The sequence below is a fragment of the Flavobacteriaceae bacterium genome (genome assembly GCA_014075215.1).
Taxonomy (GTDB): Bacteria; Bacteroidota; Bacteroidia; order Flavobacteriales; family Flavobacteriaceae; genus Polaribacter.
Map to the genome: position 1 here is coordinate 4130816 of CP046177.1, position 13923 is coordinate 4144738.

Genomic DNA, 13923 nt, shown 5'->3' on the forward strand with positions numbered 1-13923 from the left:
GGTTTTTAAAATGCGTTCAAATATCCGATCTTTGTAAGGTATTATTAAGATTTAGCTACTCATTTGTTTGATTATCATGACGAACTGTAAATTTTTCCCTTCGATTGTCAGTTACAAATTATCCAACTGGTTAGATTTCTTATCTTCACTAAGTGTCCAGAAAAATCCGACAAAAAAGAATTGATCTGCATTAGGAACAATAGCTTCCCTTGCAAATATACCATTTACATCAGGCTGATTGGCATAATTGTATCCAAATATATTTTTGGTGCCCAAGACATTATTTATTGAAAAATACAGAATCTTTTGCTGATCGATCAGGTATGCCCAATTAAAACTAATGGAGTTATAACTCTTTGTCTCTCGATTTAAAAACCCGGGGCGATTAGGGTCTGTGTAGCTTCTTCCGGTAGCAAAACTATAGCTAAACCCGATTTGACTTTTCCAATCTTCAATCCAATGTTTGCTCACGACAGATACATTATGTTGAGATGCAAAGTTGGGCCTGGCTGCTACAGGATAATTCCGGTAATCTCTTTCCGTATTGAGAAAAGAATAAGAAACCCAGTAGTCGGTATTTTTAATAGATTGGTTATCTCTCCAGAAAACATCCACTCCTTTTGCAAATCCGGAACCATTATTTGAAAAATTACTTAACGGAAGAACAAATTCAGTATCAAATTTTACCAAATCTTTATAATCTTTATAGTAAGCCTCTATCCTGAGGATATGTTTTTGTTTTACATACTGAAAATTTGCAATAAAATGGGAAGTGTTTTCAGCAACAAAATCAGTATTAAATTTCAAATATTCGTTTTTAGGGTTTTGAAAGAATTGTCCGTATGCCATTGAAAACTGTGTAAATTCTCCGGATTTATAAGCAATAGATGCTCTTGGAGAAAAAGTGGTTTGGGTCAATAATTCCGAGTGTTCTAAACGCAGGCCGATTTTTGAAGCTAATTTCTTTGAAAAGAAAATATCTGTTTCCGTAAACAATGCTGAAATATTGTTTTGGAACCTGTAATCAAAATTTCCAATGGTATTATTCGAAAAATTTTCATCAAAATCGGTAATAAAATATTCCCCTCCGAAATTCAATTTAAAACGATTGCTGAAGCGTTTTTTTAATTTTATTTTCATATGAGCCGAGTTTTCATTGTCTTTTATAAGATCATTTTCTCTGTTAAAATGTGTATTGTCATTAGCAAAAGAAAATCCGGTGGAAACAGACCAATTGTTTTCCAAAAAACCTTTGTAAGAACCATTGAAATACAAGTTCCTGTTTTGTAAACCAAAACGAAAACCATTGGTAAAATTGATATCTTGTTGAATCAGATCAAAATCGGTATAGCTAAAAGCTCCATACAGTTTTAGTAGACCGTCATCAGGCATTTTATATCGATATACCATTTCTCCGTTAGCAGATTGAATGGGCTTATTCCAGGTATTTCTGTCCGGAAAAACCTCGAGATAAGGAGCCAGGTTGATATAAGAGGTATTGATACTAAACGATCCTTTTTCCCATTTTTGCGTATTTCCGACTCCAACACCCACAGTCATTGCTGCGATATCCGTTTTCTCCTGGTCAGGCTCATCAATAGTATTTAACAGCAAAACGCCGGACAATGCTTGTCCGTACTCAGCGGAGTAGCCCCCCTGTAGAAAAACTAATTCCTTTAAATAAGAAAGGAGAGAAGCGTCCTCGGGTTGGGATATTATTTGCCGTAGGTGTAAATGGAGTAAATACGCGAATTCCGTCAATGAAAATTTGTGTTTCTTCGGGATCTCCACCACGAACAAATAAACGCCCGTCTTCTGCAACCGTAGAAGTTCCGGGTAAGGTTTGTAAAGCACCTACAAAATCGCCAAGTGCACTTGCCGTTGTGACTACATCTAAGGGTTTTAATGCCGTTACTTTTGCATTATCTCCGGCTTCAAAAGTTCCGGCATTGATAATAACAGCATCCAATGTATTTACATCTTCTCTGAGTTTAATGACTAGTTTGTTAAAAGTGTTAATGTCTGCGATAAGTATAAATTCTTCATAGGAAATAAAAGAGACCACTAAGGTTTGTTCACCTTTTTCTTCTGAAGTAAATGAAAACGCTCCCTTTTCATCGGTAGAAGAACCGTCGTAAGTACCCTCCAAGTACACATTAGCACCGAAGACGGGTTTGCCTTTATGATCGATTACTTTTCCCGAAACGGTGGTTTGTGTATAAAAATTCGTAACATAGAACAGGGTTATAAAGAATATAAGTTTTTTCATTTTAGTATATTTAGCAGTGCAAATATGAGACAGGAAAACAGTTTCATATCAAAAAGAATAACCAGATTGTAAAAAAATGACGATGAATTGTTTGAATCTTCTAATCTTTCAATTCACTAAATAGCAACACTAATTTTATAAATAGAGACCTTTGCAAAATTGATTTGGTGAAAAAGTTCGACGCCCGAAGGAAATTTTAAACCGGAATAACCTATTGGTTTTGAGGATTTAAAATTTTCGAGAAAGAAGAAATTTTTAGCTCTGGTGAAGGCTTTTTTGAGTTGCATAGCAACACTACGGAAGCAAAAAGTCGGTAAAACAAAAGGTCATCAAAAAACCATTATTTTGATGACCTTCTTTCTATTAATACTAAAAATTTAGATTATTTTACTTCTTCAAAATCTACATCCTCTACATTATCTCTTTCGGTAGAAGAATTTTCCTGAGGCTGACCCTGGGCTCCTCCTTCCGGATTTCCGCTTGCTTCTTGTTGTGCTTTATACATTTCTTCAGAAGCAGTTTTCCATGCCTCGTTTATTTTTTCCATAGCAGCATCAATTTGGTTAAGGTCTTTAGATTCATGTGCTTTTTTCAATTCTTCCAGAGCAGCTTCAATAGGTTCTTTTTTGTCATCGGATAATTTATCTCCAAACTCTTTTAATTGCTTTTCCGTTTGAAAGATCATTGCATCTGCACCATTGATTTTATCTGCAGTTTCTTTGGCAGCTTTATCAGCATCTGCATTGGCTTCTGCTTCTGCTTTCATTTTTTCGATTTCTTCCTCTGACAAACCTGAGGAAGCTTCAATTCTGATCTCCTGCGATTTGTTAGTAGCTTTATCTAACGCAGATACCTTAATAATTCCATTTGCATCAATATCAAAAGTTACTTCAATTTGAGGAACTCCTCTTCCTGCCGGAGGGATCCCATCCAGATGGAAACGGCCAATCGTTTTATTATCCGCAGCCATAGCTCTTTCTCCTTGCAATACATGAATTTCCACTGAAGGCTGATTGTCTACTGCCGTAGAGAATATCTGCGATTTTTTCGTTGGAATGGTAGTATTCGCCTCAATTAATTTGGTAAATACATTTCCCATCGTTTCAATACCTAATGACAAAGGCGTAACATCTAATAAAAGAACATCTTTTACATCTCCGGTCAATACACCTCCTTGGATGGCAGCCCCTAAGGAAACCACTTCATCCGGATTTACCCCTTTGCTAGGTGCTTTTCCAAAGAATTTTTCTACCGCTTCCTGAATAGCTGGAATACGTGTTGAACCTCCTACCAGAATAATTTCATCAATATCAGAGGTAGACAAATCGGCACTTTTTAAAGCTGTTTTACAAGGCTCAATGGTTCTTTTTACCAAATCGTCAGTTAGTTGTTCAAACTTTGCCCTGCTTAATGTTCTTACCAGATGTTTTGGCCCGCTTGCAGTAGCGGTTATATAAGGTAAGTTAATTTCCGTAGAAGTAGTACTTGACAACTCTATTTTTGCTTTTTCGGCAGCTTCTTTTAAGCGTTGTAAGGCCATGGGATCCTTTCTTAAATCCATATTTTCATCCGCCTTAAACTCTTCTGCTAACCAGTTGATAATTTTTTCATCTACATCATCACCTCCCAAATGTGTATCTCCGTCCGTAGCCAATACTTCAAAAACACCATCTCCGAGTTCTAAGATAGAAACATCATGTGTACCTCCTCCAAAGTCAAATACTACGATTTTCTTATCGCTGTCCGATTTATCCAAACCGTATGCTAATGCTGCTGCCGTAGGCTCATTAATAATTCTGCTTACTTTCAGACCTGCAATTTCACCGGCTTCTTTAGTAGCTTGTCTTTGCGCGTCATTAAAGTATGCAGGAACCGTTACTACAGCTTCTGCTACATCCTGCCCTAAGTAATCTTCGGCAGTTTTTTTCATTTTCTGCAATACCATCGCAGAAATTTCCTGAGGTGTATACAAACGCCCGTCAATGTCTACACGAGGTGTATCATTATCACCTTTTACTACACTATACGGTACTCTGCCTATTTCTTTAGAGGATTCTGAAAATTTATTTCCCATAAAGCGTTTGATAGAATACACGGTTTTGGTAGGGTTTGTCACTGCTTGTCTTTTTGCAGGATCTCCTACCTTACGCTCTCCGCCTTCAACAAAGGCTATAATAGATGGCGTAGTTCTTTTTCCTTCTGAGTTAGGGATTACAACAGGTTCATTACCTTCCATCACAGAAACACATGAATTGGTGGTCCCTAAGTCGATTCCTATAATTTTACTCATAATTATTATTTATTTCTTAAATTAAATTTTTCATGTCCTAATGCTTACCTAATAGTCAATTTGTATGCCATCTGATTTTTTGATACCGAATGTCAGTTGAATTACTTTTAAAAGCCAATTTAATGACACAATGACATAATATTTGTTTTTTTATACGCTGTATTGTCATATATTTACCATTTTTTATGAAACTGACCATATGAATAAGTTTGAAGAAAAAGTAGCATTTTATGAATCCATAATGGATGAACTGAAGATTTCTTATGACCATGAATTGTTTACGAAAATTGTAAAAGGCTTAGGCCCATCCGTATTTAAGAGAGATGCAGAATGTGTTTCCAGTTCGGATGAGAAAGAAATACGAACCGTAAAACAAAATTTTTTAATTGGCAAACTCGGGTTGGAAGATTCTGAAAACCTTGACCGGATAATCCGGAAAGCTGCATTGAGAATGGGAAAAACCAATAGACATAAGTACCGAGCCATTATTTATTACCTGTTAGTAAAAGAATTAGGCCGGGAATCGAGATATTATATTGAGTCTAAAAATTAATTTCACAAAAATTAAATTTAACCGGTTGATATTGAGGAGATAAAAATTCGTAATGGTGAATTTAGAATTTATATAATTTGAGTTTATGTCCCAATTTATCAGTGTTTTTGATATGTTGAAAATAGGTATAGGGCCTTCAAGTTCTCATACCTTAGGTCCTTGGCGTGCTACTCAGGAATGGATCCGAACCCTGCTTGAAACCCATATTTTTTTCAAAACGAATCGGTTAAAAATTGATATATACGGATCATTATCATTAACAGGTAAAGGCCATGCTACTGATATTGCGATTCAGCTAGGTTTAAGTGGAGAAGATCCGGAAACCATAGATGTTAATGAAATAGAAACCATTATTAAAGATATCTCGACTTTTAAGAAACTAAAGTTTAACGGGTTAAAAGAAATTGAATTTTCGAACGATAATTTGGTTTTTAATCGGAATTTTTTACCATTTCACGCTAACGGAATTGTATTTACCGCTTATGAGAACGACAAAGTACTGTCCAAAGAAACCTATTATTCTATTGGCGGAGGATTTGTAATCCGGGAAAAAGATGGAGCCTCTGAAAACATAAAAAAGAACAAACAAAACTTTCCATATCCGATCAATAGAGCAACTCAATTAGAGGTGTATGGTAAGAATAGTGGTAAGAAAGTTTCGGAAATGGTCTATGAGAATGAATTGGTTTTAAGATCAACACAGAAAATTGATTTGGAATTACGAAAAATCTGGCATACCATGTTAGAGTGTATGTATACAGGTTGTCATACACAGGGAGTTTTACCAGGAGGTCTAAATGTAAAACGTCGTGCTTTTGATACTCATCGGAAACTAATTAAAGATGCAGTTTATGAGAATCCGTTCGAATGGATTACTGCTATTAGGAATACAGAGGTAAAATTCAGAGAGATCTTAAAATGGGTGAGTTGTTTTGCATTAGCTGTAAATGAAGTAAATGCTTCTTTAGGTAGAGTTGTTACAGCACCTACAAATGGCAGTGCAGGAGTTATTCCGGCAGTGTTGATGTACTATTTGGTGATAGAAAATCATACCGCAAATTTTGAGTATATCAAAAAATTTTTATTGGTTGCGGGCGAGATAGGAAGTATTTTTAAAAAGAATGCTACGATTTCTGCAGCTATGGGAGGTTGTCAGGCAGAAATAGGGGTCTCATCAGCGATGGCTGCGAGTGCATTAACAGAACTTTTGGGCGGAACAATTTCTCAGGTTTTGGTTGCTGCCGAGATAGCGATGGAGCATCACTTGGGATTGACCTGTGATCCGATAGGAGGTTTGGTACAAGTTCCTTGTATAGAGCGTAATGCTATAGGTGCTATTAAAGCAATTCACGCAGCAGAATTGGCTTTGGAAACAAATCCGCAAAATTCTCTGGTATCACTGGATTCTGTGGTTGACACCATGTGGAAAACGGCTAAAGACATGAACAAAAATTATAAAGAAACTTCTGAAGGAGGGCTGGACGTTACTGTTGGTTTGGCGGATTGCTAGATCGGTATCCAGGATATATCATAATGGTTAAGAGGTTTTTTGATATTTCTATAAATTTAAAATCTTCATTTCCGATAGAAAACATGTGATTCCCTATCACATTAAAGTCGTTTTTCAGGTAAAATTCAATAACTCTTTTATTGGTATGCAAAACGGATAACCAAATCTGTTTACTTCCTTTTACTTTGGTCTTGTTAAGTAATTTGCCTTGTAACTGCCGCCCTACTTTTTTAGATAAAAATTCCTTAAGAATATATATTTTCTGTAGTTGTTAAACATTCTTGTTTTTTACGAATTTAGAAGGAGGCTTTAATTTGGCATACCCTAAGGGAGCCACCTATGAAAACAAGCCAAAAAGTATTGTTTTCTTTTTTAATGGAGTTTGTAATTTTTTTACAGAAAATGTTTTATCAAAATAGTTTAACAAGTCTTTCCGTTGCCTAAATAAATGCCCAAAGTTTGATCAAAAGTAATTCTTGCCAATAATGCAATGATAGTAGCATCACCTATATTGGCTTCTCTAATAAGTATTATCTTATAAATACGAGTTCTGTTTCTGTAGACATAGGTTCGCTAAATCCATACCCTTCCGTATTAAACCCTTTGAGTTCATCTAAAGTGTTCACATTATGATCTACAATATAGCGTACCATTAAACCACGTGCCTTTTTTGCAAAGGTCATGATAGTCTTGTACTGGCTATTTTTAAGATCTTTAAAAACAGGCGTAATCATAGGAACTTTCAACGCTTTTGCAGGTACTGCTTTAAAATATTCCGAGCTGGCTAAATTGATTAATAGAACACCGTCCTGCATTTCATCATTCAATGCTTTTGCAAGTGTATCATCCCAAAATTTATACAGGTTGTTTCGCCTCCCTACTTTAAGTGATGTTCCCATCTCGAGGCGATATAGCTGAATCAGGTCCAAAGGTTTTAACAAACCGTACAATCCGGATAAAATCCGCAAACGCTCTTGTAATAAAGGTAGTTTTTCATCCGATAACGAATTGATATCCAGTCCACGATACACTTCACCCGTAAAAGCATAAACTGCCTGCCTGGCATTATCTAATGTGAAAGGAGGCTGCCAGTTCTGGTTTCTGTTGTAATTCAAATCGGCAAGTGCGGGAGAAATTCCCATAAGTTCGCTTAATTTCTTCCTGGAAATTGTACGAAGTTTCTTATTTAGTTTTTTAGACTGCTCCAAAAATACAAGCTGGGTATGTAAAGAGATGGGTACTTTACTTTCAAAATCCAAGGATTTGGCCGGTGAAATAATGATTTTCATATCTTCATGTGAATTATACTGTAAAAATATGAATACTGTACCTACTTTCAAAGGAATAAATCGGATGTTCTTTTTTTTTCTACCCCTGACATAAGATGTCAAAAGAGCAAATAATTTTGCTGCAAGTTTAATTTTAAAAAATAATCAACAATGAAAAATGCAATTAACTGGTTTGAAATCTCTGTTACAGATTATGAAAGAGCAAAGAAGTTCTACAACCAAATTTTGGGAGTAGAAATAACAGATTATCACATGCCTGAAAAAAACATGAAATATGGAGTATTTCCTTATGATGAAGAAAACGGAGGTGTTGGCGGAGCTATTATGCAAATGGACGGCTGCAACCCGTCAATGGACGGCTCAACGGTTTACTTAAACGGAGGTGATGATCTAAACAATGTGCTTTCAAAAGTAACATCGGCAGGCGGAACTGTTATCATGCCTAAAACAAACGTTAATGAACATGGGTTTATTGCTCAGTTTGCGGATACGGAAGGTAATAGAATAGCACTGCATTCTATGAGTTAACATTCGTTATTATAATGGCGAATTCTTTTAATCCGGATTAAAAGGGTTCGCTATATTTGTTTTATGTCTCAGTTATCCAGGCTTATATCCATACTAACCTTATTAAGGTCAAAACGAATCTTAACCGCTACCGAACTGGCTAAAAGATATCAGGTAAGTGTAAGAACCATATATAGAGATATAAGAAAACTGGAAGAAGCCGGAGTTCCCGTGATTTCAATTGAAGGCAGAGGGTATAGCCTGATGGACGGATATTCGGTTGCTCCTGTTCAATTTACGGAAAAACAAGCTAATGCACTAATAACTGCTCAACATTTGGTAAATCAGACTAAGGATGTCTCATTTGTGGAAGATTTTAATGAAGCATTGATCAAAATCAAATCCGTTTTTAGAAGCTCTGTTCAGGAGAAAAGCGAATTGCTACATGATAAAATTTTAGTGCTGGACAATTATTTCTACGATTTTGAGACCATTGATAGCAATGCACTTTCTGAAATTCAATTGGCAATTACCAATTTTCATTATATGGAAATCAATTATGAGAAAGTAGATGGTTCCGAGACATCATTCAGGAAAATTGAACCCTGCGCCATGTATTCCATTCAAAACAAATGGATTTTAATTGCCTGGTGTCATTTGAGAAATGATTACAGGGCATTTCGAATTGACAAAATTCAACATTTCAAAATCTTACACGAAATATTTAAAGACAGAAAATTTGACTTACAGAATTATTTTACAGATTGCTATTACAAGGAAAAATAAATTCTAAGTTAGCTAAGAGACAAACTTTTTCGTAGTTTCTGAGGTCTAAAATTTTATATATCTTAGGAAGCAAATCACAAACTGTTGGATAGCGAAGCCGGGCTATTAAAAAGACTTCAAAATAATAAGCACAAAGACCGTGCTTTTTCAGAACTCCTTGATCGCTATCAAGAGAGGCTCTACTGGTATGTCCGAAAAATGGTATATACACATGATAATGCCAATGACGTCATACAAAATACATTTATCAGAGTATATAAGGGTATCGGCAACTTTGAAGGAAAAAGCACAATATTAACATGGATATTCAGGATAGCATACAATGAATCGTTACGGTTTTTGGAAAAAGAAAAAAAACGGATGTTTCCATCTATTGAAGAGGTGTCCGTATATCATTTGAAAACACTAAAGCAATCCGAGTATTTTGACGGAGATAAACTTCATGGAAAGTTGCTGCACATTATAGAAGGGTTATCCGAAAAACAACGAAGAGTTTTTCAGATGAAATATTTTGATGATTTGAGTTTTAGAGAGATTTCCGATATTTTAAATAGTAATGAGAGTACATTGAAGTCTGTCTATTATGCAACTGTGAAAATAATTGAAGAAAAAATTTTAACGGAAACAAACTAATTTAAACTAATCGGGTCTAATTAATACAATATGAGTAGAGAACATTTTTTAAGAACAAGAAAAGGGACTGTTTCAGATCACCATAAAGCATATCTGGGAATGGATGTTCCGGAAGGTTATTTTGTTAAATCAAAACAGTCGATTTTAGATTTGATCAAAGCAGAAAAGAAAGAAACTAAGGTATTTTATCTGAGGAGATTATTTCAGATGGCAGCTTCTGTTACTTTATTAGTGGTTTTAACCATTTGGCTTCAATTTGTCAATAAGCCCCATACGGAAACCTCGGAAATTACTTTTGATAGCATTTTGATAACGTCTTTGTTTGTGGAAGACGATAGCGTGGATGCTTTTGCCGAAGGTATTTTGGTAAGCGAAGTTCTTGTAGAAGCTGAAAAATCCGAACAGGATCTGGAAAATATTTTTATAAACTCTTTGTTTGTAGAAGATTCATTAATAGATAGTTATGCAAAAGAAAGCTTACTTAATCACATTGTTTTATAACCCATTTCAAACTATTTGAAACTTTTGGGTTCTAAGAAAGAAGAAACGATTATTAATAACTAAAGAAATCAATTATGAAATCTATCCATGTAGAGAACAAATTTTTAAAAAGAGGTATTATTTTTTTGATGCTTACTGCACTTTTAGCGGTATCAATTTTATTCACTTCTTGTTCAAATTCCGAAGAAGTTATTCAGAGCGATGCAGATCTAATAGCTGCCATTGAAAATGCTACAAATCGTATTTCGATAACAGTTGAAGACTTACCTGCAACCGCTCAAAACGATTTGGGTGAAGGTTTTTCCAATGATGTTATATACAGTGCAAGCTCGGCAGCTAACCTGGGTTATGAAGTAAAGCTGGTAACTGCCGAAGGTTCCTGGGCTTCAGAGTTCAATCGCGCGTATTACGATACAACCGGCAGACAGTTAGAAGATAGGAGAAGACCAAGGCACGGACGTAGAAGAAGTTGTTTTCACGTAGTGTTTCCTTTCTCGGTAGTAATGCCTGATGGAACAACTATTACTTTGGAAAGCAGATCCGATAAATCATTGATCAGAGCTTGGTATGAAACCAACCCTGATGCAAATGAAAAACCTGATTTGGTGTTTCCAATAGAAATTGAATATCAAGACGGTACGTTTGCTATGATCAGTAATCAAACCGAATTGGAAACCGCTAGGGGTGAGTGTAGCACAACACGTTGTTTTGATTTGGTATACCCGTTTAGTGTAACGATGCCGGACAGTACGGTGATTACATTAAACACCGAAGGCGATAGATCCTTAATCAGAGCTTGGTATGAGACGAATCCCGGAGTTCACGAAAAACCCGAATTGGTTTTTCCGGTAGAAATTGTTTACCAAGACGGAACCACACAAACCATCAATAGTGAAGATGAATTAAGGGTAGCAAAAGAAAACTGTAGTTAAATAGGCCGTTTTAGTATCTTTGGAGAATTAAAAGAAACCGTTTGAAATTTCTACCCCAATTAAAAGTGATTAATGAAAAATATTGATAGAAAGAGCCTTGAAAGTGCCTACCGTTTATTTGAATCCGGAGATATTCATAAAATTGAGGTAGGCACAATCAAGGGATTGCAGCAAATTCATAAATATCTATTCAACGGATTATATGATTTTGCAGACCAAATACGGACTCAAAATATTTCAAAAGGAAACTTCCGGTTTGCAAATGCTCTCTATTTAAATGAGGCTTTGGCAAAAATTGAACAAATGCCCGAAAGTACCTATGAGGAAATTATTGTTAAGTATGTGGAAATGAACAATCGCACACTCTTTTATAGAAGGCAATGGAAGGACGATGCGTATATGGCTGGATATGATATTAAAGAAGAGGATGAAAAAAGTCGTTAATTGGCAGTATGTTGATAAAACCCTCTATCTGCAAGCTATTGGAGAGAAGTCCTGTAAATACTTTGGAGATTAGAGTGCTTTTTCGGACAACTTGACCGAAGAGGTTGATAATCGTGAAGTGATTTTTAAAGGAATTGAACAGTCCTGTTATTATGAGAGTTATGAAAAAGATGATGATTAATGTGCGGTTTTAAAACTAGAATATCATGAGAGCATCTAACGTAGTAACATTATTTTTCTTACTCTTTTTAGGGTTGGCAAATGTTCAAACAGTTTTTGCACAGTCTAAAGATTACAATCTGATTATAAAGGAGTTGACAAAGGAGCAAAAAGAATTATTACGGAGAGAGAAAGAACTGATTAAGAGCAATCGTGAAGCATTGAAGAAATTGCTGACCAAAGGACAATTGCAAATTTTAGTAGATAAAAACCTGAGTAAAGTAGAAAAAAGAAACAGGTTGATGAACTCTTTTACGAAACAGCAACGTACTTTGGTAAAAAGACAGGAAGACAGGTTGCGTACAGCAAGAGAAAGATTTAGAAGAACGTTAACTGACAGTCAGAGAAAAATATTAAAAAACCGAATAGAAAGATCTAGAAGGAATAGAAAAAAATCACGTGGTAATTAAAATGATGAGTTAAGATTTGAATATATGAATTGCCGTAAATTCAGAGTAGAATCGAATGTAATCAAGTTGCTGTTTTTTACCATAGCAACTTCTTTTATTTCTTACAGCCAGGAGACAACGAATGATGAAGAAATTGATAGTTTATTGGATGAGCTTTTTTTTAATGATGAGCAGTTAGTTGATGATCTTTTAAATTCAATCCATCAATACGATTTTTTATATACGAATACCACGTTCAATTCCAATACTTTTTTTGCCGGCAGAGATTCCGGTATTGATCAAAAAAACCTTATTCCGCAGATTTCCTATTATAGTTCCTCCGGATTTAATGCTTCCGTCAGTTCGGTATACTATGAGCAACAAAACCCGAATTGGGATTTTGTAAGTCTCTCGGGAGGGTATGGAAATACCATTGGAAAAACGCGCAAATTTCACTATAACATCAGTTACTCCCGATTTTTTTACAGCGATGGTTTTGATGCATTTAACAACTCAATAGATGCAACTATTGGCGTGAGAAATACCAATAGAATACTGGGAATGGTCATCGTAGGGTCGTACCTGTTCGGAACCCGTCAATCAATTCAAATTTCTTCGAGAATATACGGGAATCTCACATTGAGCAAACAAACAAACCATGCATTTAAATTTCGCCCTCAAATACATTTTCTATTTGCGGAGCAAGCCATTACATTTATGGTTCCGCCACGAATAGGAGTCCCTCCTATATTGGTAACTACAGAAGCATTCGGATTATTGAATACCCAAATTTACCTCCCTGTTTCTTTCACTACAAGTTCTTGGGATATTGAATTAGGATGGAACTTAAATCTGCCGAGGCCAATAGAAAATGAAGGAAACTTAAATATGACAAATTTCTTTTCTCTGACTGTTGGTTATTTAATCAATTTAAGAAAATAAGATTTTTAAATACGAAGTGATTTAAACTTTTCAAATAAATAGTTAACCCTTAAAAATAGGCTATTTGTTGATTAGGTTTTATTATTAGTGTCCGATTTTTCTCTAACAAATTTTTGCACAGGTAACCAAAGGTATTAAGAACAAGCCAAAGAATTTCTTGTTTGAGTTTTCTCATTAATTTTTTGAAGTTGAACCCAGCGGCGGCCATCATAAAGTTGATACTATCTCCCATCTGACCTTTTAGGAAGTTGTTTGCTACCCTATGGTCTTGTTTAAGATGGGATATTGTAGGTTCTATAGTAGTTCTTTTGTATTAATAAATTATGATTTTTTCAAAGGGATTTATTTTTTCTTTTGACTACACGCTGTACGATTATAAAAACAAAGCATTAAATCAAAGAAATAGATTTGATATAGCTAGCTTCACATTTTCATACCGAAAGGAAAATAGTGCATGGACGTATAAAGTTTTCTCAAACAATCTTTTCAATACCGGTTTTAAAAGGAATAGCTCTTTTTCTGAATATTTAATATCAGATACAAAAACTTTCATATTACTTAGAGTCCTAATGTTAGGAATTAGCTATAATTTGTAATTATCCAAGACAATAATTTTTCTTTTTATATATAAGAGCGAATATAAATAAGGTACATCAGGG

At 35.2% G+C, this 13923-nt stretch carries 11 protein-coding genes and 2 pseudogenes; 10 read left to right on the forward strand and 3 right to left on the reverse strand.

The genetic code is table 11. The features are described 5' to 3' along the window. Positions 1-111: 111 nt before the first annotated feature. A pseudogene (locus tag GKR88_20510) lies at positions 112-2269 on the reverse strand (TonB-dependent receptor plug domain-containing protein). Between the two features lie 382 nt (positions 2270-2651). Further along, entirely contained in the window at positions 2652-4559 is a 1908-nt protein-coding gene (gene dnaK, locus GKR88_20515; protein ID QMU66433.1) for a molecular chaperone DnaK, read from the reverse strand. Positions 4560-4758: 199 nt separating this feature from the next. Between dnaK and GKR88_20520 the strand changes: the two genes are divergently transcribed. Beyond that, positions 4759-5112, forward strand: coding sequence for a DUF2853 family protein (locus tag GKR88_20520; protein ID QMU66434.1), 354 nt, complete (start codon positions 4759-4761; stop codon positions 5110-5112). An 85-nt stretch (positions 5113-5197) separates the two neighbouring features. Next, positions 5198-6622 (forward strand): L-serine ammonia-lyase, encoded by a 1425-nt coding sequence (locus tag GKR88_20525; protein ID QMU66435.1) that lies wholly within the window; start codon positions 5198-5200, stop codon positions 6620-6622. 530 nt (positions 6623-7152) lie between these two features. On the opposite strand, the gene yaaA is transcribed toward GKR88_20525, so the two are convergent. After that, positions 7153-7911, reverse strand: coding sequence for a peroxide stress protein YaaA (gene yaaA / locus GKR88_20530; GenBank protein QMU66799.1), 759 nt, complete (start codon positions 7909-7911; stop codon positions 7153-7155). Positions 7912-8061: 150 nt separating this feature from the next. On the opposite strand from yaaA, the gene GKR88_20535 reads away from it, so the two are divergent. The 8 genes and pseudogenes from GKR88_20535 to GKR88_20570 all read left to right on the forward strand — a co-directional run bounded on the left by GKR88_20535 (position 8062) and on the right by GKR88_20570 (position 13264). After that, on the forward strand, positions 8062-8439 hold the full coding sequence (locus GKR88_20535) for a VOC family protein (GenBank protein ID QMU66436.1): 378 nt from the start codon (positions 8062-8064) through the stop codon (positions 8437-8439). A gap of 63 nt (positions 8440-8502) precedes the next feature. Further along, positions 8503-9204, forward strand: coding sequence for a WYL domain-containing protein (locus GKR88_20540; GenBank protein ID QMU66437.1), 702 nt, complete (start codon positions 8503-8505; stop codon positions 9202-9204). Between the two features lie 84 nt (positions 9205-9288). Beyond that, on the forward strand, positions 9289-9837 hold the full coding sequence (locus GKR88_20545) for a sigma-70 family RNA polymerase sigma factor (GenBank protein ID QMU66438.1): 549 nt from the start codon (positions 9289-9291) through the stop codon (positions 9835-9837). Positions 9838-9867: 30 nt separating this feature from the next. After that, the gene (locus tag GKR88_20550; GenBank protein ID QMU66439.1) at positions 9868-10338 is read left to right on the forward strand and encodes a hypothetical protein; all 471 of its coding nucleotides are present in this window, start codon (positions 9868-9870) and stop codon (positions 10336-10338) included. A 74-nt stretch (positions 10339-10412) separates the two neighbouring features. Beyond that, entirely contained in the window at positions 10413-11270 is an 858-nt protein-coding gene (locus tag GKR88_20555; protein QMU66440.1) for a hypothetical protein, read from the forward strand. 72 nt (positions 11271-11342) lie between these two features. Continuing rightward, positions 11343-11895: pseudogene (locus GKR88_20560) on the forward strand (cell filamentation protein Fic). Positions 11896-11920: 25 nt separating this feature from the next. Then, positions 11921-12343 (forward strand): hypothetical protein, encoded by a 423-nt coding sequence (locus tag GKR88_20565; protein ID QMU66441.1) that lies wholly within the window; start codon positions 11921-11923, stop codon positions 12341-12343. A gap of 24 nt (positions 12344-12367) precedes the next feature. Continuing rightward, a complete protein-coding gene (locus tag GKR88_20570) occupies positions 12368-13264 on the forward strand; it encodes a hypothetical protein (GenBank protein QMU66442.1) in 897 nt (298 codons plus the stop codon). The last annotated feature ends 659 nt before the right edge of the window (positions 13265-13923 follow it).